Annotated in this window: 22 protein-coding genes; 17 read left to right on the top strand and 5 right to left on the bottom strand. The window is 68.5% G+C overall.

Going from position 1 to position 24,244, the window contains the following annotated elements:
* Positions 1–23 precede the first annotated feature (23 nt).
* The 6 genes from ACIPR8_RS13850 (at position 24) to ACIPR8_RS13825 (ending at position 6,307) form a co-directional block, all read left to right on the top strand.
* The gene (locus ACIPR8_RS13850) at positions 24–1,550 is read left to right on the top strand and encodes an OprO/OprP family phosphate-selective porin (protein WP_446541383.1); all 1,527 of its coding nucleotides are present in this window, start codon (positions 24–26) and stop codon (positions 1,548–1,550) included.
* Between the two features lie 12 nt (positions 1,551–1,562).
* Positions 1,563–2,585, top strand: coding sequence for a sulfate ABC transporter substrate-binding protein (locus ACIPR8_RS13845; protein ID WP_446541382.1), 1,023 nt, complete (start codon positions 1,563–1,565; stop codon positions 2,583–2,585).
* Between the two features lie 24 nt (positions 2,586–2,609).
* Positions 2,610–3,446, top strand: a complete 837-nt coding sequence (gene cysT, locus ACIPR8_RS13840; protein ID WP_446541417.1) for a sulfate ABC transporter permease subunit CysT — start codon at positions 2,610–2,612, stop codon at positions 3,444–3,446.
* Between the two features lie 17 nt (positions 3,447–3,463).
* Positions 3,464–4,384 carry a sulfate ABC transporter permease subunit CysW gene (gene cysW / locus ACIPR8_RS13835; RefSeq protein ID WP_446541416.1) on the top strand — a complete coding sequence of 307 codons (921 nt, stop codon included), beginning with the start codon at positions 3,464–3,466 and terminating at the stop codon, positions 4,382–4,384.
* Between the two features lie 9 nt (positions 4,385–4,393).
* Positions 4,394–5,437, top strand: coding sequence for a sulfate/molybdate ABC transporter ATP-binding protein (locus tag ACIPR8_RS13830; protein ID WP_323438096.1), 1,044 nt, complete (start codon positions 4,394–4,396; stop codon positions 5,435–5,437).
* A gap of 117 nt (positions 5,438–5,554) precedes the next feature.
* Positions 5,555–6,307 carry a TorF family putative porin gene (locus tag ACIPR8_RS13825; RefSeq protein ID WP_192286568.1) on the top strand — a complete coding sequence of 251 codons (753 nt, stop codon included), beginning with the start codon at positions 5,555–5,557 and terminating at the stop codon, positions 6,305–6,307.
* Positions 6,308–6,542: 235 nt separating this feature from the next.
* Here ACIPR8_RS13825 and tdh read toward each other — a convergent pair whose 3' ends face one another.
* A complete protein-coding gene (gene tdh / locus ACIPR8_RS13820; RefSeq protein WP_165931098.1) occupies positions 6,543–7,577 on the bottom strand; it encodes an L-threonine 3-dehydrogenase in 1,035 nt (344 codons plus the stop codon).
* Between the two features lie 136 nt (positions 7,578–7,713).
* On the opposite strand from tdh, the gene ACIPR8_RS13815 reads away from it, so the two are divergent.
* The gene (locus ACIPR8_RS13815; RefSeq protein WP_313254087.1) at positions 7,714–9,879 is read left to right on the top strand and encodes a S46 family peptidase; all 2,166 of its coding nucleotides are present in this window, start codon (positions 7,714–7,716) and stop codon (positions 9,877–9,879) included.
* A gap of 93 nt (positions 9,880–9,972) precedes the next feature.
* Here ACIPR8_RS13815 and ACIPR8_RS13810 read toward each other — a convergent pair whose 3' ends face one another.
* A complete protein-coding gene (locus ACIPR8_RS13810) occupies positions 9,973–10,830 on the bottom strand; it encodes a hypothetical protein (protein ID WP_446541381.1) in 858 nt (285 codons plus the stop codon).
* A 258-nt stretch (positions 10,831–11,088) separates the two neighbouring features.
* Between ACIPR8_RS13810 and ACIPR8_RS13805 the strand changes: the two genes are divergently transcribed.
* From ACIPR8_RS13805 to ACIPR8_RS13775, 7 genes are all read left to right on the top strand, one after another.
* Positions 11,089–11,733 (top strand): histidine phosphatase family protein, encoded by a 645-nt coding sequence (locus ACIPR8_RS13805; protein ID WP_132862547.1) that lies wholly within the window; start codon positions 11,089–11,091, stop codon positions 11,731–11,733.
* A 332-nt stretch (positions 11,734–12,065) separates the two neighbouring features.
* Complete coding sequence (gene folC / locus ACIPR8_RS13800; RefSeq protein WP_446541380.1) at positions 12,066–13,340, top strand: bifunctional tetrahydrofolate synthase/dihydrofolate synthase; 1,275 nt, start codon at positions 12,066–12,068, stop codon at positions 13,338–13,340.
* A 66-nt stretch (positions 13,341–13,406) separates the two neighbouring features.
* Positions 13,407–14,408: an SPOR domain-containing protein gene (locus tag ACIPR8_RS13795; RefSeq protein WP_192286563.1), complete on the top strand. Its 1,002-nt coding sequence runs from the start codon at positions 13,407–13,409 to the stop codon at positions 14,406–14,408.
* Positions 14,409–14,465: 57 nt separating this feature from the next.
* Positions 14,466–15,179, top strand: a complete 714-nt coding sequence (locus ACIPR8_RS13790) for a CvpA family protein (RefSeq protein WP_446541379.1) — start codon at positions 14,466–14,468, stop codon at positions 15,177–15,179.
* 33 nt (positions 15,180–15,212) lie between these two features.
* Entirely contained in the window at positions 15,213–16,679 is a 1,467-nt protein-coding gene (gene purF / locus ACIPR8_RS13785; protein ID WP_132862551.1) for an amidophosphoribosyltransferase, read from the top strand.
* A 75-nt stretch (positions 16,680–16,754) separates the two neighbouring features.
* A complete protein-coding gene (locus tag ACIPR8_RS13780) occupies positions 16,755–17,624 on the top strand; it encodes a ferritin-like domain-containing protein (RefSeq protein WP_446541378.1) in 870 nt (289 codons plus the stop codon).
* Between the two features lie 177 nt (positions 17,625–17,801).
* Positions 17,802–18,236 (top strand): hypothetical protein, encoded by a 435-nt coding sequence (locus ACIPR8_RS13775; RefSeq protein ID WP_446541377.1) that lies wholly within the window; start codon positions 17,802–17,804, stop codon positions 18,234–18,236.
* A gap of 120 nt (positions 18,237–18,356) precedes the next feature.
* Here ACIPR8_RS13775 and lpxH read toward each other — a convergent pair whose 3' ends face one another.
* The 3 genes from lpxH to ACIPR8_RS13760 are packed head-to-tail and all read right to left on the bottom strand — an operon-like array spanning position 18,357 to position 20,812.
* Positions 18,357–19,106 carry a UDP-2,3-diacylglucosamine diphosphatase gene (lpxH, locus tag ACIPR8_RS13770; RefSeq protein ID WP_192286560.1) on the bottom strand — a complete coding sequence of 250 codons (750 nt, stop codon included), beginning with the start codon at positions 19,104–19,106 and terminating at the stop codon, positions 18,357–18,359.
* Between the two features lie 46 nt (positions 19,107–19,152).
* A complete protein-coding gene (locus ACIPR8_RS13765) occupies positions 19,153–19,695 on the bottom strand; it encodes a phosphatase PAP2 family protein (protein WP_192286559.1) in 543 nt (180 codons plus the stop codon).
* Complete coding sequence (locus ACIPR8_RS13760; protein WP_192286558.1) at positions 19,676–20,812, bottom strand: glycosyltransferase family 4 protein; 1,137 nt, start codon at positions 20,810–20,812, stop codon at positions 19,676–19,678. Before ACIPR8_RS13760 ends, ACIPR8_RS13765 begins: the two co-directional genes overlap by 20 nt.
* A 194-nt stretch (positions 20,813–21,006) precedes the next feature.
* Between ACIPR8_RS13760 and ACIPR8_RS13755 the strand changes: the two genes are divergently transcribed.
* Genes ACIPR8_RS13755 through ACIPR8_RS13745 form a run of 3 tightly spaced genes read left to right on the top strand, consistent with a single transcriptional unit; the run spans position 21,007 to position 24,194 of the window.
* Positions 21,007–21,417 carry a GntR family transcriptional regulator gene (locus ACIPR8_RS13755; RefSeq protein ID WP_446541376.1) on the top strand — a complete coding sequence of 137 codons (411 nt, stop codon included), beginning with the start codon at positions 21,007–21,009 and terminating at the stop codon, positions 21,415–21,417.
* 28 nt (positions 21,418–21,445) lie between these two features.
* Entirely contained in the window at positions 21,446–22,360 is a 915-nt protein-coding gene (locus tag ACIPR8_RS13750) for an ABC transporter ATP-binding protein (RefSeq protein WP_192286557.1), read from the top strand.
* Positions 22,361–22,373: 13 nt separating this feature from the next.
* Complete coding sequence (locus tag ACIPR8_RS13745; RefSeq protein ID WP_446541375.1) at positions 22,374–24,194, top strand: hypothetical protein; 1,821 nt, start codon at positions 22,374–22,376, stop codon at positions 24,192–24,194.
* Positions 24,195–24,244: the final 50 nt, after the last annotated feature.

Here is a 24,244-nt window from a genome sequence, read left to right as displayed (position 1 = left end):
CCGGGGTGAGCGCGGCGGGCGTCATGCGCGATGGCTATAAGCGCCGCGCCGTAAGTCATTTCTCCCCGGACGTGTGCGCCCGCAGCATCAGCAGCCTGCCCAATGCCCGCCAGGAGCCGTCGATGACCGCGCCACGCCCCCTGTTCACCCTGCCGACCAGGAAGCTGTTGTCCCTCAGCCTGGCCCTGGCGGTGTGTGGGGCCTGGTCATCGGCACAGGCGCAGCAGTTGACGGTCGAGCAGCTGCAGCAGCGTCTGGAACGTCTGGAGCGTCTGGCCGGGGTGTCCGACGGCACGCCGGCCGAAGGTGCCGGTCTGGCCGATCTGGACCAGCGCCTGCGCATCCTTGAACGTCGCCTGGAACTGCAGGAAGAGGAACGCGTGGCCGCAGCCAAGGCCGCGCCGAAGATCACCGTCGACCAGAAGGGGGCTTCGTTCAAGTCCGGCGATGGCAACTACGAACTGAAGCTGCGCGGCCTGCTGCAGGGCGATGCCCGCGTGTTCGTCGGCAACAGCAGTCAGAACGACACCTTCCTGCTGCGTACCGCACGACCGACCTTGGAAGGTTCGCTGGGCAAGCTGGTGGCTTATCGCTTCACCCCGGAGTTCGCCGGAGACAGCGCCACCATCGTGGATGCCTATGCGGATCTGCGGTTCGATCCGGCCTACACGTTGCGGGTGGGCAAGTTCACCTCGCCGGTCGGGCTGGAACGCCTGCAGTCGTCGGCCGCGTTGGTGGACGTCGAGCGGGCGCTGGTCAGCGAGCTGGCGCCCAACCGTGACCTGGGCGTGCAACTGCAGGGTGAGCTGGGCAAGGGCCGTTTCAGTTATGCGGTGGGCGTGTTCAACGGCACGGTCGATGGCCGTGATGCGGTGACCAGCAATCCGGACGATGATTTCGAGTATGCCGGCCGTGTGTTCTTCGAGCCGCTCAAGGGCACGGACAGCGCGTGGGCAGGACTGGGCTTCGGCCTGGGGGCCAGCGCCGGGCAGAAGCATGGTAGTGGCAACAACTTCCTGCCGCGCTACCGCTCGCCCGGCCAGGCGACGTTCTTCAACTACCGCAGCGCGGTGATCGCCGACGGCGACACGCTGCGCTGGTCGCCGCAGGGGTGGTTCTACCGCAATGGCTTCGGCCTGCAGGCCGAGTACATCGCCTCGCGGCAGGAAGTGGCGCGGGATGCACGGCGCACGGCGTTGGAACACCGCGCCTGGCAGGCCACGGCCAGCTACGTGCTGAGCGGCGAGGACGCCAGCTACCGCGGAGTGACACCGTCGCGCCCGTTTGGCGTCAACGGCGGGCTGGGTGCGTTCGAGCTCACCGCGCGCTATGGCGAACTGGAGATCGACGAGGCGGCATTCCCGTTCTACGCCGATCCGGCAACCTCGGCCTCGCACATCCGCGCCTGGACGGTGGGGGCGAACTGGTACCTGACGCCGAACCTCAAGCTGGCCACCAACTACCTGCAGAGCCGCTTCGATGCCACGGCCGGCGCCGCACGGCTGCCGGATGAAAAAGCCGTTTTCTCGCGCCTGCAAGTTTCCTTCTGACGGAGAGCCTTCGTGAAGCATTCCTTCCTCCCCCGCATCGGCGTGGCCACGCTGGCCCTGCTGTTGACCCTCGGAGCCGGCACCGCCGTCGCGCGTGACGTGCAGTTGCTCAACGTTTCCTACGACCCCACGCGCGAGCTGTACCGTGATTTCAACGCCGCCTTCGCCAAGCACTGGAAGGAAACCAAGGGCGACACCGTCGGCATCGAAACCTCGCATGGCGGCTCGGGCAAGCAGGCGCGTGCGGTGATCGATGGCATCGAGGCCGACGTGGTGACGCTGGCCCTGGCCTATGACGTCGACGCGATCGCCGACAAGGCCAAGCTGCTGCCGGCGAACTGGGAAAGCCGCCTGCCGGACAACAGCGCGCCGTACACCTCCACGATCGTGTTCCTGGTGCGCAAGGGCAATCCGAAGGGCATCCGCGATTGGCCGGACCTGCTGCGCAGCGGCGTGTCGGTGGTGACGCCGAACCCGAAGACCTCCGGCGGCGCGCGCTGGAACTACCTGGCCGCCTGGGCCTACGCCGACCATATCTTCAAGGGCGACCGCGACAAGGTGCTGAACTACATGCGCGCGTTGTTCCGCAACGTGCCGGTGCTCGATACCGGCGCGCGCGGCGCGACCACCACGTTCGTGCAGCGCGGCATCGGCGACGTGCTGCTGGCCTGGGAGAACGAGGCCTTCCTGGCGCAGGAAGAACTGGGCCCGGACAAGTTCGAGATCGTGGTGCCGCGCCAGTCGATCCTGGCCGAACCGTCGGTGGCGCTGGTGGACCGCAACGTCGACCGCCATGGCACCCGCGAGGTGGCGCAGGCCTACCTGCAGTACCTGTACTCGCCGGAAGGGCAGCGCATCGCCGCCCGCCATTACTACCGGCCGCGCAACCCGCAGTACGCCGCGCCGGCCGACATCGCGCGCTTCCCGCAGGTGCAGCTGGTCACCATCCGCCAGGCGTTCGGCTCCTGGGAACGGGCACAGGCCGAGCACTTCGCCGACGGTGGCCTGTTCGACCAGATCCAGGCGAGCAAGTAAGCGGTGGCCGCAAGCGCTGAAGCACTGCCGCCGCGCGTGCGGCGCCCACGCCGGGTCCTGCCCGGCTTTGGCCTTGGGATGGGCGTGACGCTGTTCTGGCTGGGCCTGATCGTGCTGATCCCGTTGGCCGGCGTGTTCCTCAAGGCCTCCGGACTGGGGTTGGCCGGGATCTGGCAGATCTGGACCGAGCCGCGCGTGCTGGCCGCGCTGCGCCTGAGCTTCGGCACGGCCTTTGCCGCCGCTGCGTTCAACACGGTGATGGGGACATGGGTGGCGTGGGTGTTCGTGCGCTATTCGTTCCCGGGCCGGCGCGTGTTCGACGCGATGATCGACCTGCCTTTCGCATTGCCGACCGCGGTGGCCGGCATCGCCCTGACCGCGTTGTACGGCGGCCAGGGTTGGTTGGGCCAATGGCTGGAACCGCTGGGCCTGAAGATCGCCTACACGCCGCTGGGCATCGTCGTGGCGCTGGTGTTCGTCGGCCTGCCGTTCGTAGTGCGGATCGTGCAGCCGGTGCTGGCCGAGGCCGAGCGCGAGCTGGAAGAGGCGTCGGCGACCTTGGGTGCCTCGCGCCTGCAGACCATCACGCGGGTGGTGGTGCCGACATTGTGGCCGGCGATGCTGACCGGGTTCGCGCTGGCCTTCGCACGCGGCGTGGGCGAATACGGCTCGGTGATCTTCATCGCCGGCAACCTGCCCAACCGTACCGAGATCGCGCCGCTGCTGATCACCATCCGCCTGGAAGAGTTTGATTACGCCGGCGCCACCGCGATTGCCGGGGCGATGCTGTTGCTGTCCTTCGCGGTGCTGTTGCTGGTCAACAGCCTGCAGGCCTGGCTGCAACGGCGGGGCACGCGATGAACGAACAGGTCCTGGAGTTGCCGGTGCAGGTGGAGCAGGGTGAAAAGGTGCGTGCGCGGCAGCAGGTGACCAGCGAGCCGCGCGGGGTGCAGGTGCTGTTGATCCTCGGTGCGCTGGGGTTCCTGCTGTCGTTCCTGCTGCTGCCGTTGCTGCTGGTGTTCGTCGAAGCGCTGCGCGGCGGCGTGCAGGCGTTCTGGGTGGCGATCAGCGAACCGGACGCCCTGTCCGCGGTGAAGCTGACCTTGCTGGTCACCGCGATCGTGGTGCCGTTGAACCTGGTGTTCGGCGTGGCGGCGGCGTGGGTGGTCAGCAAGCACAGCTTCCCGGGCAAGCGTTGGCTGGTGACGTTGATCGACCTGCCGTTCTCGGTGTCGCCGGTGGTGGCGGGGCTGGTGTTCATCCTGCTGTTCGGGCGCGATGGCTGGTTCTGGCCGTTGATCGAGGACGGCCTGCGCCTGCACCTGCCGGTGCTGGGCGACATGTTGTTGCAGCTGCCACGCATCGTGTTCGCCATCCCCGGCATCGTGCTGGCCACGGTGTTCGTGACCTTCCCGTTCATCGCCCGCGAACTGATGCCGCTGATGGAGCAGCAGGGCAGCGACGAGGAACTGGCCGCGCTGACGCTCGGCGCCAACGCCTGGCAGATGTTCTGGAAGGTAACCCTGCCCAACATCCGCTGGGGCCTGCTGTACGGCGTGCTGTTGTGCAGCGCGCGGGCGATGGGTGAGTTCGGCGCGGTGTCGGTGGTGTCCGGCCACATCCGCGGGCGCACCAACACGCTGCCACTGCACGTGGAGATCCTCTACAACGAGTACGCCTACAGCGCGGCATTTGCCTGTGCTTCGCTGCTGGCCGGCACCGCGTTGCTGACGCTGGTGCTGAAGTCTTACCTGGAATGGCGCCACGGCCAATCGCTGTCCGCCGCGCACCGCCACTGAGGAGTCACGATGAACATCCGCATCCAACACCTGGGCAAGCGTTTCGGTGCGTTTCCGGCACTGGATGGCGTGAGCCTGGACATCCGCAGCGGCGAGCTGCTGGCGCTGCTGGGCCCGTCCGGCTCGGGCAAGACCACGCTGCTGCGTGCGATCGCCGGGCTGGAGCAACCCGAGCAGGGGCAGTTGCTGTTCGATGGCGAGGACGCCACCAACCTGAGCGTGCAGGCACGCCGGGCCGGCTTCGTGTTCCAGCACTACGCGCTGTTCAAGCACCTGGACGTGCGCGGCAACATCGCCTTCGGGCTGGAGGTGCGGCGCGGTGCCGAGCGCTGGCCGAAGGCGCGCATCAACGCCCGGGTGGAGGAACTGCTGTCGCTGGTGCAGCTGGAAGGCTTGGGCGGGCGCTATCCGGCGCAGCTGTCCGGCGGCCAGCGCCAGCGCGTGGCCCTGGCCCGCGCGTTGGCCATCGAGCCGCGGGTGCTGCTGCTCGATGAGCCGTTCGGTGCGCTGGATGCGCAGGTACGGCGTGACCTGCGCCGTTGGCTGCGCGAGATCCATGACCGCACCGGCCTGACCACCGTGTTCGTCACCCACGACCAGGAAGAAGCACTGGAGCTGGCCGACCGCGTGGCGATCCTCAACCGGGGCCGCATCGAACAGGTCGGTACGCCCGGCGAGGTCTACGACCGGCCGGCGTCGCCGTTCGTGTATGGCTTCGTCGGCGAGGCCAACCGCTTGCCGGCGCGGTTGCAGGGGCCGGTGCTGGAGGTGGCGGGCGCGCGGTGGCCGCGGACGGCGGCGCTGCCGGATGCCGAGGCGCTGGAGGTCTTCGTGCGGCCGGAGGATCTGGTGGTGGACGCCGAAGGCGACTGGCCCGCCACGGTCGGCTCGGTGCAGCGCAGCGGGCCGCGGCAACGGCTGCGGGCGCAGCTGCAGGGAAGCGCGGCGGACGTGGAGGTCGAACTGCCGCCCGGCAGCCCGGCCTATGCCTCCGGGCAGGCCATCCGGTTGGCGGCGCGCCGCTACGGTGTGTTCGCCGCCGAAGGCGGCTGAACAGGGCAGGGGCGTGTGCGTGGGGGCGGTGGATGTTGCATCGCAATATCATTGTGGTTAAAAATTCGTGAACCGGCGCTGCCGCCGGCCGACGCCCCCCACTGCCTGGAGATCCGCATGATGCACAGCAAGCGCCTTGTCGCCGTAGCCTGCGCCGCCCTGTTGTCCGTTCCGTTCGCCGTCTGCGCCCAGGAGAGCGAGGAGTCGAGCTCCCCGTTCAGCCTTACCTACGGCGTGACCACCGACTACGTGTTCCGTGGCGTGTCGCAGAGCGACAACAGCGCTGCCTTCCAGGCCGGTGCCACCTACACCGCTCCGTTCGGCCTGTATGCCGGCGTGTGGGGCTCCAACGTCGATTTCGGCGAAGGCGGCCCGAACTTCGAAGTCGACTACACCGTCGGCTGGAACAAGGACCTGTCCGACAGCTGGAACCTGGACCTGGGCGTGAACCGCTACACCTACGTTGGTTCGTCTTCCGGCTACGGCAACATCGACTACAACGAATACCTGGCCAAGGTGACCTGGAACGGCCCGGTGACCGTCAGCGGCCTGCTCGGCTATGCCGACGACTACAGCAACAGCGACGCCAAGCAGACCTACAGCGCCGTGGAAGCCAGCTATGACATCGGCGATACCGGCTTCTCGGTCGGCGCCTCGGTTGGCTACACCACCATCAAGGCCAAGGAAAACGAATGGCCGCGCCGCTCGGACTACTACGATGGTTCGGTGTCGGTCTCCAAGGGCTTTGGCCCGGCCACCGCCACCCTGGGCTATTACGACACCTTCGGTTCGGACGCGCCGGCGCTGCGCCGCGAGTCGGACACCTACAAGCCGGGCGTGGTGTTCACCGTGTCGGTGGACGTGCCCTGATCCTTGTTTCGTGCCCTGATCCTTGTTTGATGTGTAATGAAAAAGGCGCCGGAAGGCGCCTTTTTTATTTCATCGGCAGGAGCAGCCTTGGCCGCGAAGCATGGCGTCCATGCCGCGACAGGCATGCCTGCCACCTGGAACACCATCTGCTTCGCGGCCAAGGCCGCTCCTACGGGGCTGCTGCAGATGTACGAAAGGCGCCTTGCGGCGCCTTTCGTGTGTATCGCGCGGGCGATCAGTTCCAGCTCAGCACGACCTTGCCGGCCTTGCCCTGCTCCATCAGGTCGAAACCTTCCTGGAAGCGGTCCACCGGCAGCTGGTGCGTCATCACCTTGCCGAGCGGGAAGCCGGACAGCACCAGCTGGGTCATCTTGTACCAGGTCTCGTACATCTTGCGGCCGTAGATGCCCTGCACGGTCAGCCCCTTGAAGATGATCTTGTCCCAGTCGCAGCCGGCGCCCTTGGGCATGATGCCGAGCATGGCGATCTTGCCGCCGTGGTACATGCAGTCGAGCATGTCGTTGAACGCGCGCGGGTTGCCGCTCATTTCCAGGCCCACGTCGAAGCCCTCCATGTGCAGTTCCTTCATCACGTCCTTGAGCGACTGGTTGGCGACGTTGACCACGCGGGTGGCGCCCATGTCGGCGGCCAGCTTCAGGCGGAAATCATTGACGTCGGTGACCACCACGTTGCGCGCGCCGATGTGCTTGCAGATGCCGGCGGCGATGATGCCGATCGGGCCGGCACCGGTGATCAGCACGTCCTCGCCGATCACGTCGAATTCCAGCGCGCAGTGCGCGGCGTTGCCGTACGGGTCGAAGAAGGCGGCCAGCTCGGACGGGATCTGGTCCGGGATCGGCCACAGGTTGCTGGCCGGCATCACCATGTACTCGGCGAAGGCGCCGTTGACGTTGACGCCGATGCCGACGGTGTTCGGGCACAGGTGCGGGCGGCCGCCACGGCAGTTGCGGCAGTGGCCGCAGACGATGTGGCCCTCGGCCGAGACGCGCTGGCCGATTTCATAGCCGGTCACGCCCGGGCCGATCTCGGCGATACGGCCGACGAACTCGTGGCCGATGGTCAGGCCCGGCTTGATCGTGCGCTGGCTCCACTCGTCCCACAGGTAGATGTGCAGGTCGGTGCCGCAGATGGCGGTCTTCTCCAGCTTGATCAGCACTTCGTTCGGGCCGGGCGTGGGCACCGGCACCTCTTCCATCCAGATGCCCTTGGTCGCTTCGCGCTTCACCAGCGCCTTCATCGTCTGTGCCATTGCAGGAAAACCGCAGTGTGAAAAAGAGCCGCGATTATATGCCCGACGCCGTAACCGCCCCGTACTGACCGATGGCAGGGGAAGCTGGCGGTTCCAATCGTTACAATCGGCCGTTCCAACCTTTCGGAACTGCCTCATGCGCGTGAATTTGCTTGCGTTTTCCATCGTCGCCGGGCTGGGCATGGCCCAGGCCGCCCAGGCCGCTGAAGGCATGTGGGTGCCGCAGCAGTTGCCGGAGATCGCCGGCCCGCTCAAGCAGGCCGGCCTGAAGCTGGACCCGGAACAGCTGGCCAACCTGACCGGCGACCCGATGGGCGCGGTGGTCGCGCTGGGCGGCTGCACCGCCAGCTTCGTCTCGCCGCAGGGCCTGGTGGTCACCAACCACCACTGCGCCTACGGCTCGATCCAGCTGAATTCGACCGCCGAGAAGAACCTGATCAAGGATGGCTTCAACGCGCCGACCCAGCAGGACGAGCTGAGCGCCGGCCCGAACGCCCGCATCTACGTGCTCGATGACATCACCGACGTCACCGCCCAGGCCAAGGCTGCCATCGCCGGCGCCGGCCGCGACCCGCTCAAGCGCACCGAGGCGCTGGAAGCGCTGGAAAAGCGCCTGATCGCCGAGTGCGAAAGCGACGACGCCTACAGCTGCACCCTGTACAGCTTCTCCGGCGGCAACACCTACCGCCTGTTCAAGAACATGGAAATCAAGGACGTGCGCCTGGCCTATGCGCCCCCGGGCAGCGTCGGCAAGTTCGGTGGCGACATCGACAACTGGATGTGGCCGCGCCACACCGGTGACTTCTCGTTCTACCGCGCCTACGTCGGCAAGGACGGCAAGCCGGCCGCGTTCGCCGCCGACAACGTGCCGTACCAGCCCAAGCATTGGCTGAAGCTGGCCAACCAGCCGCTGGGCGAGGGTGACTTCGTGATGGTGGCCGGCTACCCGGGCCGCACCGACCGCTACGCGCTGGTCAGCGAGTTCGAGAACACCGCCAACTGGACCTACCCGAGCATCGCCAAGGCCTACAAGGAACAGATCGCGATGGTCGAGGCGGCCAGCAAGGACAACCCGGACATCGCGGTGAAGTACGCCGCCAGCATGGCCGGCTGGAACAACACCAGCAAGAACTACGACGGCCAGCTGGACGGCTTCAAGCGCAACAACGTGCTGGCGCACAAGCAGCGCGAGGAAGCGGCGGTGCTGGAATGGCTGCGCGGGCGCGGCGCCGCCGGCCAGCCGGCGGCCGATGCCTATGCCCAGCTGCAGGCACTGGGCCTGCAGTCGCGCGCCAACCAGGCCCGTGACCTCAACCTGGCCATGCTCAACCGTACCGGTACGCTGGGCACCGCCGTGCGCCTGTACCGTCTGGCCATCGAGAAGGCCAAGCCGGACGCGCAGCGCGAAGAGGGCTACCAGGAGCGTGACCTGCCGGCCATCGAAGGTGGCCTGAAGCAGATGGACCGCCGCTACGTGGCGGCGATGGACCGCCAGTTCCAGCAGTACTGGCTGCAGCAGTACGCGCAGTTGCCGGCCAACCAGCACCTGGCCGCATTCGATACGTGGATCGGTGGCACCGACGCCGCTGCGGTCAACGCGACCGTCGCGCGCCTGGACGGCTCCAAGCTGGGCAACCTGGACGAACGCCTGAAGTGGCTCAATGCCGACAAGGCCGCCTTCGAGGCCAGCACCGACCCGGCCATCCAGTACGCGGTGGCGGTGATGCCGGCGCTGCTGGAGATCGAGCACCAGCGCAAGGTGCGTACCGGCGAGGAGCTGGTGGCGCGTCCGCTGTTCCTGCAGGCGATCGCCGACTACAAGAAGAGCCAGGGCGAGTTCGTCTACCCGGACGCCAACCTGTCGCTGCGCATCACCTTCGGCAACGTGAAGGGTTACACCGGCCTGGATGGCAAGGTGCAGCCGTCCTTCACCAATGTCGAAGGCGTGGTCGCCAAGGAAACCGGTGCCGATCCGTTCGATTCGCCGAAGGCACTGATCGATGCGGTCAAGGCCAAGCGTTACGGCGGCTTCGAGGATGCCCGCCTGGGCAGCGTGCCGGTGAACTTCCTGTCCGACCTGGACATCACCGGCGGCAACTCCGGCTCGCCGGTGCTCGACGCGCACGGTCGCCTGGTCGGCCTGGCCTTCGACGGCATCTGGGAATCGGTCGCCAGCAACTGGGTGTTCGACCCGGTGATGACCCGCATGATCTCGGTGGACGAGCGCTACATGCGCTGGATCATGCAGGAAGTGGCGCCGGCGCCGCAGCTGCTGAAGGAAATGGACGACGCGTCGAAGTAAGCGCGCGTCGGTTCGCTTGAATGGAGGCCCGGGCGGGAGACTGCCCGGGCCTTCTGCGTGTGGGGCAGGGGGCTCCGGCCGCAGTCACCTGCCTCAGCGATACGGCCCGGGGCCACGCCACAGCAGTTCACCGTAGCGGTAGACGTACATCACGATGACGAAGTCGCGTGCGTCACCGATGTCCTTCAGCTCGGGTGAGCCGGCCGGCACCATGCGGCACTTGCTGGAGCCGCGGCGCAGGGCGACTTCGGCCGGGCAGACCATCAGGTAGGTGGTGCCGGGCAGCGGGATGGAGAGTTCCGTCTTGCCTTGTTCCATCCAGGTGCGCAGCTTGGTGTCGCTGATCAGGTCGTAGATGATCTGGTAGCCGCCCACTTCCATGGAGGGCTCGCCGCCGCTGCGGTCGACGTGGTTGCCGGTGCGGTTGCCCATGCCGCTGGAAACCCCGTCTTCCGGGACGGTGGGCTTCTCCACCCAGCCGGGCGGGCGCCCGGTCCAGGTCTGCGGACGGCGTTGCACACTGTCCGAGGGAGCTTCCGCCGTCGCCGGGGTGGCCTCGGCCTGCGCCTGCACCGGTGCCTGCGTATTGTCCGGTTCCGGAGCGCTGGGCGGCTCGATGTAACGGGCCTCGGGCACCGGCTTGCGGTCCTCGCTGCGGCGCTGGGCCAGCGGCTTGGGCTGCGCGCGCGGGGTGGTGCTGGGCTTGGGCTGCGGCGGCTTCTGCGCCGGTCGCGGCGACGGCGGCGCTTCACCGACGAAATCGACCTTGACCCGCCCGCCACCGCCGGAAGCGCCTTGCGGCGAGGAAACCACCGGTGGATTGGAGTGCAGCAGGAGCACCAGCATCAGCAGGTGCAGTTGCAGGCTGATCAGCGCCGCGAACCAGCGATCGCGGCGTTCGTTGCGGAATTCAGCGGGGACGGGAGTCGAAGGTGGGGAAGGGCTGCTCATGCCGCGTCGGGGGCGTGGAGGGTGCTGGCCCTCATGCGACACCGTGGCACCGATAGGGAGCCGTTATCGTACGCGAGGAACAGGCGCGCGACTGTGTCACGCATGTTGTGGTCTGTTGCGGTGATGCGCCGGATCCGGGCGCCGCGGGGGATCCGTATCGAAGGAAACCGTGGGCGGCGTCACCGTCTGCTCGGGCTATGATGCGCCTCCCGCTGCCAGCACCGGGCGGGCCCCACACCCAAGAATGGAACTTGCTGCATGCGCATCCTGCTTGCCCGTCACGGCGAAACGCCGTGGAACGCCGAAGGCCGCTACCAGGGCCAGATCGACATTCCCCTTTCGCCGGTGGGCCAGGCCCAGGCCAAGGCCTTGGGCGAGCGCCTGGCGGATGTGCAGATCACCCGCGCCGTCGCCTCGCCGCTGAGCCGCGCGCAGAGCACGGCCAAGGCCGCGCTGGGCAGCGCCCGCGCAGAGATGTTGCTGACCGAGCCGGACCTGCAGGAAATCGCCCATGGCGAGTGGGAAGGCCTGCTCGCCAGCGAGATCCACGACAAGGATCCGGCCCGCCTGCGCGCCTGGCGCGAGGAGCCGGATACCGTGCTGATGCCGGGCGGCGAATCGCTGCGCCAGGTGCTGGACCGCAGCTGGCGCGGACTGGCCAAGGCCGCCGAAGGCCTGGGCGAGGACGACACGTTGCTGGTCGTTGCCCATGACGCGGTCAACCGGGTGATCCTGTGCAAGGTGTTGGGCCTGCCGATCGCCAAGCTGTGGACCTTCCGCCAGGCCCCGACCACGCTCAACCTGCTCGAAGGCCCGGACGTGGAGCATCTGGAAGTGGTGCGCCTGAACGATTGCGCGCATCACACCCCGTTCTTCGGCGAGGCCAAGCACCGCGCGCTGTAAAGCCACGTCACCCTGATCCAGCCCGGCGCTGCTGCTCTGTGCCCCTCCCTTCGCCGCAGGCAAGGGGAGGGCGGGACGAGGGGGCCTGGGGTGTCATCGGCCACACCCCTGCCGAACGTGGCGAGGCACTGCTGCTCTTGCCCCCTCCCTGTGCCGCAGGCAAGGGGAGGGCGGGGGAGGGGTGCTTTGGGTGTCGTCGGTCACGTCCGTGCCGAACGTGGTCCGCACGGCGGGATGGGGGCATCCGAAAGGCCCGCTGTATCATGGACGCCTTTCCCGCGCGCAACGCGCTGCCGGCCGTCGCGCCGGCCCATGATCCGAGAACGTCCCGCATGTCTTCCGCACGTCCCGCCACGCTTGGCCAGTGGCTCGCCCACATCGAACAGCAGCACCCGCAGTCCATCGCGATGGGGCTGGAGCGCGTGCGCGAGGTCGCCGCACGCATGCAGTTGGGGCAGCCAGGCAAGCGCAGCATCGTGGTCGGCGGGACCAACGGCAAGGGCTCGACCGTGGCCTTCATCGAATCCATCGCCCGAGCCGCCGGCTGGAAGGTGGGGGCCTACACCTCGCCGCACCTGCTGGCCTACAACGAGCGCGTGCGCATCGATGGCGCCGACGTTGACGATGCCACCCTGGTGGCGGGCTTCAACGCGGTCGAGGATGCCCGCGGCGACACCCCGCTGACCTATTTCGAATACGGCACCCTGTGCGCGCTGTGGGTGTTCGCGCAGGCGCAGCTGGATCTGGCCGTGCTGGAAGTCGGCCTGGGCGGGCGCCTGGACGCGGTGAACCTGATCGATGCCGATGTCTCGGTGATCACCACGGTGGACATCGACCATGCCGATTGGCTGGGCACCGACCGCGAGGCCATCGGCGAGGAAAAGGCCGGCATCCTCCGTGGCTGGAAGCCGGTGATTTTGGGAGAGATCGACCCGCCCTCCAGCGTGCTGCGGCGTGCCTACGTGCTGGGCGCCAACGCGATCCGCTTCGGCAGCGACTTCTTCGCCGAGCCGATCGATGCCGAACGCTGGCGCTGGCGCGATGTCTCCTTCCGCATCGAACTGCCGCAGCCGGCACTGTGGGCACCGATCCAGCGCAACAACGCCGCCACCGCCATCGCCGCGCTGCGCGCGTTGGACAAGCCGGTGCCGCGCGCTGCCTGGGCACAGGGCGTGGCCGGGGCGGCCATCGATGGTCGCCTGCAGCGCTTCCAGCGCAAGGGCGTGGAGGTGCTGGTCGACGTCGGCCACAACCCCCAGGCCGCCGCCGCGCTGGCCGCGGCGTTGAAGTCGCAGCCGGTCGCTGGCCGTACCCTGGCGGTCTATGCCGCGCTGGCCGACAAGGATGCCGAGGGCGTGGTGCAGGCCCTGCAGGCGCAGGTCGATGGCTGGTTCCTGGCCGGGCTGGACGGCGCGCGTGGACAGAGTGCGGCGCAGTTGCAGCAGCGCCTGCAGCAGACCCCGGCAGCGTCGGCGTCCTTGTCCAAGGACGTGGCGACGGCCCTGAATGCGGCACTGGCGCAGGCGGCCGAGGGCGACCGGGTGCTGCTGTTCGGTTCGTTCCACACCGTCGCCGACGCCCTGCCATTGCTTCGTTCAGCTGGCTGAGGCCGTGCGCCGGACGCCACGCATATAATCGCCGGGGCATTCCGCCACGCCGCTCGTAAGCCATCTGTGGATACTCCTCTGAAACAGCGACTGATTGGTGCCATCGTTCTGGTGGCTTTGGCCGTGATCTTCCTGCCCATGCTGGTCAAGGGGCCGGCACCGGACAGCGGTGTGCAGGATGTCCCGCTGCAGGCGCCCGAGGCCCCGGCCGCGGGCCAGTTCGAAACCCGTGAGCTGCCGCTGGTCGCACCGAGCGTACCGGCCGGCGGGGCACTGGGCATGCCGGCCACCGCCCCGGAAACCGCTACCGCCCAGGCGCCGGCCACGCAGCCGGCCAATGGCCTGCCCGCGGCCGTGGCGGCAGGCAACTACGCGGTCAATTTCGGTGCCTACGCCACCCAGGCCGATGCCGATGCGGTGATCGCGCACCTGAAGAAATCCAACCTGCCGGGCTTCAGCCAGGCCGACACCATCAACGGTCGCCCGGCATGGCGCGTGCGCATCGGGCCGTACGCCGACCGCGCCCAGGCCGAACTGGTGCGACTGGAAGCGGGCAAGGTCCGCAACGACGTCAATGCGCAGGTGGTGGTGCTCAATGCCGCGGCCGAGACCCCGGCGGCACCGAGCACCGCGACCGCGGCGCCTGCGCCGGCCCCGGTGCGCAGCGAGCCGCTGCCGGCCGAACCGGCACGCCCGGTGGCCGCCACGCCGCGTCCGGAGCCCAAGCCGGAAGCCCCCAAGCCGGCGGCCCCGAAACCCGAGGCCCCCAAGCCGGTGGCGACCACCCCGGCGCGTCCTGACGTGCGCACCCCGGCCGCCCCGGCCGCCAGCAACGTCGGTTTCGCGGTGCAGCTGGGCGCGTTCTCGCAGCCGACCGAGGCCAATGCGCTGCGTGACCGCGTGCGCGCGGCCGGCTTCAGCGCCTTCGTCGAGCAGGTGCGTACCGACAACGGCACGCTCAACCGCGTCCGGGTCGGGCCGGTGGCCAGCCGCGCCGAGGCCGACCAGCTCAAGGCCCAGGTGGCCGCCAAGGTCGGCATCCCGGGTATGGTCCGTCCGCATCCCTGATGCGAGCGATGACTGCCGTCCCGGCCCATACCGCGCCGGGACCGGACCGGGCCTGCCGTGATTGACCTGATCCTGCTGGCCGTGATCGCCCTGTCGGCCCTGATCGGGCTGATGCGCGGCCTGCTGGCGACCGTGCTGGGCGTGGTGTCCTGGGTTGTCTCGGGCTGGGCGGCGTTCCATTTCGGTGAACAGGTGGCGCGGGTGCTGTCCGGTGGCAGCCAGCCCACCGTCGGTGAGTACGCCGGCGGCTACGTGCTGGCCTTCGTCGGTGCGCTGCTGGCGTTGATGCTGCTGGGCATGGCGCTGCGCGGCCTGGTCGATTCCACGATCCTGCTGAAGTGGCCGGACCGCCTGCTGGGCCTCGGCCTGGGCGTGGTCCGCGGCGTGCTGCTGGCGGTCCTGGTGGTGCTGGTGCTGGGCTTCACCTCGATGCCCGGCAAGCCGGAATGGCAGCAATCGGTGTTGTTGCCGCCGCTGCAGCCGATGGCGGGCTGGCTGCGTGGAAAACTGCCGCAGCCGCCGGACCTGACTGAATTGCCGCACGACGTGTTGATGGACTTGGGCAAGTCGGTGCTGGCAGGCGATAATGCGCGACCGAACGAGACAGACGCGGGCAGCGGACAGCCGCCAGCCGGGCAGCCCGGCGCAGGTGGGTCCGTGGACCCGGCGGGGGCGTTGCCCTCCAACATCGATCCGGCGCAGGTGCGCCCGGGTCACCCCGACTCCACGCGGGACGGGGCACAGGGCCAGGCACGGCCACCTTCACGTTAACCGGGCGCCTGCGCCCAGCGGAGATCGCGCAACATGTGTGGCATCGTCGGAATCGTCGGCAACCAGAACGTCGCCGGGCAGCTTTATGACGGCCTGACCGTCCTCCAGCATCGCGGCCAGGATGCCGCGGGTATCGCCACCGCAAACGGCACCCGCCTGCGCGTGGAAAAGGGCAACGGCCTGGTCCGTGACGTGTTCGACGAGCGTCGCATGGGGCTGCTGCAGGGCCGCATCGGCATCGCCCACGTGCGCTATCCCACCGCCGGCTCGGAAGGCACCGACGAGGCGCAGCCGTTCTACGTCAACTCGCCGTACGGCATCGCGCTGGCGCACAACGGCAACCTGATCAACACCGAGGCACTGCGTCGCCAGGTGTTCGAGGCCGACCGCCGCAACATCAACACCGATTCGGACAGCGAAGTACTGCTGAACGTGTTCGCCTACGAGCTGGACGCGCAGCGCATGCTCACCCCGGAAGCGGCGATCCGCGCCGTGGCCGGCGTGCACCGTCGCTGCAAGGGCGGCTATGCGGTGGTCAGCGTGGTGCTGGGCCTGGGCCTGGTGGCCTTCCGCGACCCGCACGGCATCCGTCCGCTGGTGCTGGGCAAGCGCAGCCACGCCGAAGGCGACGAGTACGTGGTGGCCTCCGAGTCGGTGGCGCTGGACGTGCTCGGCTTCGAGCGCGTGCGTGACGTGGCCCCGGGCGAAGCGGTGGTGATCACCGAACGCGGCGAGCTGTTCACCGAGATCTGCGCGACCAACACGCAGCAGACCCCGTGCATCTTCGAGTACGTGTACTTCGCGCGCCCGGATTCGATGATCGACAACGTCTCGGTGCACAAGGCGCGCATGCGCATGGGCCAGAAGCTGGGCGAGAAGATCCTGCGCCTGCGCCCGGACCACGACATCGACACCATCATCCCGATCCCCGACACCTCGCGCGATGCGGCGCTGGAAATCTCCAACGTGCTCGGCGTGAAGTACCGCGAGGGCTTCGTCAAGAACCGTTACGTCGGCCGTACCTTCATCATGCCGGGCCAGGGCGAGCGGGTGAAGTCGGTGCGCCGCAAGCTCAACCCGATCCACCTGGAGTTCCGCAACCGCGTGGTGCTGCTGGTCGACGACTCGATCGTGCGTGGCACCACCAGCCAGCAGATCGTGCAGATGGCGCGCGACGCCGGTGCACGCAAGGTCTACCTGGCCAGCGCCGCACCGCCGGTGCGCCACCCCAACATCTACGGCATCGACATGCCTGCGGTGGAGGAACTGGTCGCCAACCAGCGCAGCGTCGAGCAGATCGAGCAGCACCTGGGCTGCGACTGGCTGGTCTACCAGGACCTGGAAGACCTGGAAGCGGCCGTGCGCGAAGGCAACCCGGAATTGAAGGAGTTCGACTCCTCCTGCTTCAACGGCCACTACGTCACCGGCATCGAGCCGGGCTACTTCGAGCGCATCCAGCAGTTGCGTTCGGACGAAGCCAAGACGCTGCGCCGCGCCTGACCCGCTTGAGCCCCTCTCCCTGCGGGAGAGGGGTTGGGGAGAGGGCAGAACAGAAGCGGCACCATGCGAGCACCCATGAACCCGCAACAAGCACAGCCTGCAGTTGCAGGCACACCATTCCTGCCACCGCCCGAAGCTGCCGGTTTTTCACTGCTCGACGCCGCCTGCATCTGCTTGGCCGCCGCCGACCCGCTAGAGAAAGTCGCGCTCACCCAGCACTACGCCGCGCGTTTTCGCAGCGGCACCCTGAAGCTGCCCGCACACGCCCCCGATCCCGAGCCGATCCGCATGCCGGGCCGGCCGTCGCAGCTGGTGCTGGTGCATCCGCGTGACCTGCCGCGCCGTGGCCTGGGCTCGGTGGAAGGGCGGGCGGCCTTCATCCATGCCATCGCCCACATCGAACTCAACGCCATCGACCTGGCCTGGGATGCGGTGTATCGCTTCCGCGGGCTGCCCGGCAGCTTCCACGCCGACTGGGTGAGCTGCGCCGATGACGAGTCGCGCCACTTCATGCTGCTGCGCGAGCGCCTGCTGGCGCATGGCCATGACTACGCCGATTTCCCCGCCCACAACGGGCTGTGGGAAATGTGCGAGAAGACCGCGCATGACGGCCTGGCGCGCATGGCCCTGGTGCCGCGCGTGCTCGAGGCGCGCGGCCTGGATGTCACCCCGGCGATGATCACCAAGCTGCGTTCGCTCGGCGACGAGGCCACCGCCGACGTGCTGGAAGTGATCCTGCGCGAGGAAGTGGCGCATGTCGCCGCCGGTTCGCGCTGGTACCGCTGGTACTGCGAACGCGCCGGCGTCGAGCCACGCGCGCGCTTCAAGCAGTTGCTGCGCGAGTACGCCGGTGGCTACCTGCATGGCCCGTTCAACATCGAGGCCCGCCTGCTGGCCGGCTTCGACGAGGACGAGTTGGCCAACCTGGTCGAGCAGGCCGGCTGAGGCTGGCGTGCGGACGGGGAGGAATCCCGTCACCCGCCGGCTGGGGGCATCGCCCGATGAAGCAGGATTTCAGCGCCCGTCCGATTGACGCCAGTCACGTGCCGTCACAGGCTGGGATGCGAAGGTAGCCACCTTCACCGCTGCCCACCAAGGAGAAAATGGATGAAGCAGGCATACATGGGACTCGTGCTTCTGGCCACGTTGGCCGCTTGCAGCCAGCCGGCGCCGCCGGTGGCTGAAACCCCCGCGCCAGCCCCGGCCCCGGCGGCAGAGCCGGTCGTCGCGGCAGGCACTGACTTCCCGCAGGTGCTGCAGGCATCGGGCACCGAGCCGTTCTGGGGCGTGCGCGTGGAAGGCGGCACGCTGGACTACACCACGCCGGAGACGCAGGACGCGCCGCGTCATTTCGAAGGTACGCGCAGCCTGGTCGACGGGCTGCTGCAGGTGCAGGGCGGCGAGGGCGACAACGCATTCCGCCTGACCATCGAACGGGCGACCTGTTCGGACGGCATGTCCGACCTCAGCCACCCGTTCACGGCTGAGTTCGTGCTGGGCAAGGACACCTTCAAAGGCTGCGCCCGCGATCCGGCCGTGCCGGTGGAAGCGCCCTGACGCCTGCTATCACGCCACCTGAGTGATGCTTTGCCCCCTCCCTTTGCCACGGGAAAGGGGAGGGGGGCTTTGGACGTGGGCGGCGACGCTCACGGCCAAGCAGAGCCCGGCGCTATCGCATCAGGGGGATGCGAACAACGCTTCCAGCCGGTAGCCGTCGGCATCCACGCGCAGCACCGAACCCTGTTCGTACCAATCGCCGAGCACGATGCGCGTGCAGGCGTGATCGCCGGCCTGCAGGGTGTGGATCGCAGGGCGGTGGGTGTGGCCATGGATCATCGTGTCCACGCCATAGCGCTGGAACGTGGCGGCCACTTCGGCCGGGGCCACGTCGGTCACGGTCTCGAACTGCGCGCGGTCGCCTTGCTTCATCTCCGACTGGCGCGCCTGGCTGGCCGCGCGCGCTTTCTGTGCGAAGGCGATGCGGGCTTCCAGCGGTTGCGACAGGAACTGCGCGATGAACGCCGGATCGCGGGTCTGCGCGCGGAAGGCCTGGTAGGCGACGTCGTCGGTGCAGAGCAGGTCGCCGTGCTGCAGCATCACCGGCTTGCCATACAGCTCGATCACCGCCGGGTCCGGCAGGATGCGCATGCCGGCACGTGCCGCGTAGTCGTTGCCGACCAGGAAGTCGCGGTTGCCGCGGATGAAGTACACCGGCACGCCGGCATCACTGATCCCGCGCAGCGCCGTGGCCACCGCATCGGCGGCGGCCGAGGGCGTGTCATCGCCGATCCAGGCTTCGAACAGGTCGCCCAGGATGTACAGCGCCTCGGCCTGCCGGGCTTCATCGCGCAGGAAGGCCAGGAACAGTTCGGTGATGGCTGGACGGCTGGGGTCCAGGTGCAGATCGGAGATGAACAACGTGGTCATGCGCGCATTGTAGGGCGTGCGCGGCGGCCACGCGCGCACGCCGGCCTCAGCCAGCGAGCAGCGGCGAAAGCTGCAGCGAGGCGGTCCCCAGCAGCAGGCCGATGCCGGTGGCGGCCAGGACGTCGCTGGGGTAGTGCAGGCCCAGTACCACGCGCGACATCGCCACGCCTGCGGTGAACGGCACCAGCAGCGGTGCCAGCCACGGGTAGTAGGCCAGCGCCACCACGGTGAAGGACACCGCATGCAGGGTGTGGCCGGAGGGGAAGCTGTACTCGTCCAGCGGCGCGACCCAGGCGCGGATGCGTACATCGGCGGCGAACGGGCGCGGGCGGCGCGTCCAGCGCTTGAGGCCCTTGTACAGGGTCAGTGCGACGGCCCCGGTGATGGCCATGTGGATCGAGGCCTGCAGGCCGTCCAGGCCATCGGCCAGCACCAGGGCGCCCATCAGCATGTACCAGAACACCCCATCGCCCAGCCGGCTCAGCGTGGAGAACACGATGCGGATGCCACGGCGGCGGCCGTAGCGGTTGGCGCGGCGGCACCAGCGTGCCTCGCGGGCGGCGATACCTTCAGGCGGCAGCAACGACATGGGCACGTCTCCGCAGGGCAAGTTCATCGAGCAGGGCTTCGAATTCGGCGACCACCTGCTCCGGGTGCAGCCGCTGCATCGCGCGGTTGGCGTTGGCGCCCAGGGTGGTGCGCATCTCCTCATCACCGGCCAGCTGCACGGCCGCGTTGATGAAGCCTTCCTCGTTCTCCACGGCAACTCCGCTATGGCCGCTGCGCAGGTGTTCGCGCGCGGCACCGTAATTGAAGGCAACCGTCGCCACGCCGCTGGCCATGGCTTCCAGGGTGACGTTGCCGAAGGTTTCGCTGCGGCTGGCGAACAGGAACAGGTCGCCGCTGGCGAAGTGCCGTGCCAATGCCTCGCCGCGCTGGATGCCGCAGAAGATGAAGTCCGGGTTCTCGCTGGCCAGCTTCTCGCGCAGCGGGCCATCGCCGACCCAGACGAAGCGTGCGTCCGGTTTGACCTGCTGGATGCGGCGGAACGCCTTCACCGCCAGCCCAAGATTCTTTTCCGCGGCGATGCGACCGACATGGATCACCGCCAGTCCATCGTCCGGCAGGCCCCACTGCGCGCGCAGGGCGGCATCGCGGCGTTGCGGGTCGAACTGGCTGCCGTCGACCGCGCGTGCCAGCAGGCGTGCCCGCGAGAAGCCCTGCGCGGCCAGGAACTGCTGCAGTTCGTTGGTCGGCACCAGCGTCGCATCGGCCTGGTTGTGGAAGCGCCGCATCCAGCCCAGCGCGACCGGTTGCAGCCATGCCGCGCCGTAGTCCTGCAGGTACTCGTCGAAGCGGGTATGCAGCCCGGAGGCGACGGGGATGCCGAGCCGGCGTGCGGCGCGCATCGCCGACCAGCCGAGCGGGCCTTCGGTGGCGATGTAGATCGCGTCGGGGCGCTGCTGCTGCCATTGCCGGGCCAAGCGCTGCGGGGCGGGCAGGCCGAAGCGCAGGCCGGGATAGCGCGGCAATGCCGCACCGCGCACCAGCAGCTCGTACGCGGCCGGTGGGTCCTGGTTCTGCCGTGGCCGGACCAGTTCGACGTCATGGCCGCGGCGGCGCAGGCCCTGTTCCAGGCTCTGCACGGTCAAGGCCACGCCGTTGACCTCCGGCGGATAGGTCTCGGTGACGATCGCATAGCGCATGGCAGTGCCTCCGTTTTGCCGACAGCGTGGGCACCGGCGGTGACCAATGCGTGTCGTGTGGATGACTGGCCCATGACGTTCGTCGCCGCGGGCACCGGTTCGGGTCGTCCTGCGGGCGTTTCGTCGGACGGGGCTTGACGGCACCGGCTGATCTAACTGTACTATTTCAACTAGTACAGTTGATGGACAAGGACATGGCACGCACCCAGGCATTGATGATCCAGATCGCCACCGGCGATCCCCGCCCGATCGGGCGCCAGATCGTGGACGCGGTACGGATGAAGATCGCCACCGGCGCGCTCGCGCCCGGTGCGCAGCTGCCCAGCGTGCGCGGCCTAGCCCAGCAACTCATGGTGAACCCCAACACCGTGGCCAAGGCCTACGCCGAGCTGACCACCGAGGGCTGGTTGGAATCCCGGCAGGGCATGGGCCTGTACGTGGCTGCGCCCCGCCAGCGCCTGTCCGATGCCGAGCGTGAGCGCCGGCTCGACGAGGCCATCGGCCGCTTCATCAACGACGTGATCCCGCTGGGCTTCCCGGACGAAGCCGTGGAGGCCCGCCTGGCCCACGAACTGCAGCAGCTGGCCTCCCGCAAGACCGCCTGAGCCGCCCCGGCGCGGCATTGGAACCGACATGCACACCGACACCGACTACGTGATCCAAACCCGGGCGCTGAGCAGGCGTTACGGCCGCAAGCTGGCGCTGGACCGGCTCGACCTGGCCATCCCGCGCGGGCGCATCCATGCCATCGTCGGTGCCAATGGCGCCGGCAAGTCCACCCTGTTCCGGGTCCTGCTCGGCTTCATGCCCCCCAGCAGCGGGCAGGCGTGCATCCTGGGCAAGGACAGCCAGCAGCTGACCCCGGCCGATCGCGCACGGATCGGCTTCGTCAACGAGGAGCACACCCTGCCGGGCTGGATGCGGGTGTCGCAGGTGACCGCGATGCAGCGCCACCAGTACCGCCGCTGGAACCAGCAGGCCTTCGATGGCGTGATCGGCCACTACCACGTGCTGCCGGAACAGAAGATCGGCCAGCTCTCGCGCGGCGAACGCGCCGGCTTCAACCTGGCGCTGGCCTTGGCGCAGCGGCCGGAACTGCTGGTGCTCGACGAGCCGACGCTGGGCCTGGACGTGGTCGCCAAGCGTGCGTTCCTGGAGTCGCTGCTCTACAGCAATGCGGCCGATGACTGCACGGTGATCTATTGCTCGCACCAGATGGAGGAGATCGAGCGGGTCGCCGACAACCTGATCATCCTCGAGCGCGGGCAGCTCAAGCACATGTCCGCCCCGGAGGACTTCACCGCGCGGGTGAGCCACTGGGTCGCCGATGTCCCGTTCAAGGGGCCGGACCCGCGCACCGTGCCGGGCCTGCTGGAAGTGCAGCGCCTGGATGGCCTGCACCACTACCTGGTGCTCGACCAGGACGAAGGCTTCGAGCGCTTCTTGCGCGCGTGCGGCGCACGCAACGTGCAGTCGATGGCGGTCAGCCTGGACCGTGCCGTCAATGCCTTCCTGGCCAAGAACCATGCCGCCCCCGCGGCGGCCTGAGGAGCCCACGATCATGATCGATCTGTTCAAGAGCGAGTTGCAGCGCTTTCGCCTGTGGACCATCGCCGCGGCGGTGGTGCATGCGGGCATCCTCGGGTTCCTGACCCGGCTGGTCGACCTGGCGCAGCAGCCGCTGCAGGTCTACCAGGTCTTCAGCGTGGCCTATGCGGTATCGGGCACCCTGCTGGGCCTGTACCAGATGGGCAGCTACCGCCGGCCGAACCAGTGGCTCAGCCTGCTGCACCGGCCGATGCACCGCCTGCGCATCGCCGCGGCATTGGGGGGCGCCGGCGCCGTGCTGCTGTTCGTGGCGATGGCGCTGCCGATCGCGCTGGTGGCCCTGTACCAGGACACGATGACCGCGCGGGTGGTGGACCTGCGGCATTGGATGCTGCCGGTCGCGGCCTGGCTGATCGGCCTGATCGGTTACGCCGCAGGTGCCTATGCGATGGTCGCCAACCGCCGTCATTCGTTCGCGGTGGTGGTGTTGCCGGTGCTGCTGATGTTCGCGCAGGCCTCCGGCGTGATGATGCTCGCGGTGCAGCTGTCGATCCTGGCGCTGCTGGTGGTGCTGGTGGCGATCGCCTTCCGCCCCGATCCGGTGGCACCGCCGCGCAGCTTCGCCGCGGTGGTGTTGACCGCGCTGCCGGTGCAGGTCGGGGCCTACTTCCTGATCTGGATGCTGGGCTTCGCCGTGGAGATGACCTGGACGCTTTCCGGCACGCATCCGCTCAACATGCCGGTGCCGCCGAAGGGCGGCTACATCGAGGCCGAACGTGCTCAGGGCAAGGACATCCTGCTGTCCGGCATCGCCGACAGCCGCGACCCGGACGCGGCGCTGTGGCGTGAACAGATCGCCCTGTCCGACGTGGTCACCCGTTACCCGCTGCGCAGCCTGCCGCGGCGGGGCGAGCTGACCAACGTGGCGCCGATGGAGTTCGACGACGCCGAACACAGGGTGCGCTGGGTGTTCACGCACGACGGCATGCGCTTCGTGGGCTACGGCACGCTGGACGGCCGCGCGCGCGGTGTGCTGGGTGCGGGTCCCGCGCAGGCGACGTTCCCGGCACCGACGCTGCAGTACGACGACGGTTACCTGTTCAACGCGAATGCGGCCTACCAGTACGACAGCGAGCAGCAGCGCATCTTCGAACGCGTGCGTCTGCCGCAGGGCGAGGTGATGGCCAGCCCGCCCGCACCGGCCGGGGACAACGTGATGGCGCTCAGTGACCGCGCGGCCTACTTCTATCCCGGGCGCGAAGCGGCCAACGGCCTGGACCGGATGCAGCCGCTGCTGCGCGTGCCGATGCCGGCGGCGGTGGGCAACCTCAGCCGGGTGGACATGATCGAGCTGCTGGATGGCTACCTGGTGTCGTTCACCTACACCTGGGGCGTGTGGTCCAGCGAGCTGCAGCAACCGTTCCAGCAGGTGCTGCGCGTCGACGGCGAGGGGCGCGTGCATCCGGTCGCCCGCCGCGCGCTGCAGGTCGACCTGCCACCGGCCTATCCGGCGCGCATCTGGTGGCTGTCGCCGGTGCTGCGCACGCTGTGCCTCGGTGCGCAGGACCTGTATGCGGCGCCGGATCCACTGCGTGCGCCCCCGCAGCCGGTTCCAACCGGAATGGTGTGGCTGGCGTTGGCCGGTTGCCTGGCGTCGTTGCTGGGTGCGATCTGGGTGAGCGCACGGCAATCGCATTCGCCGCGCGAACGCTGGGCATGGGTACTGCTGTGCGGCGTGGTCGGCCTGCCGGCGCTGGTCAGTCTGTGGCTGATGTATCCGCGCCGCGAACCGCTGCCGGTACCCGCTGCGTCGACGCACGCGGCCATCGCCTGAACGCAACGGTGCCGTTCCCGTGGTGCGGAAACGGGCAGGAAACCCATGGA

The sequence above is a fragment of the Stenotrophomonas sp. LARHCG68 genome (genome assembly GCF_052871705.1).
The sequence above is the reverse complement of the archived record's forward strand: the minus strand, read 5'-3'. Positions and strand labels throughout refer to the sequence as shown.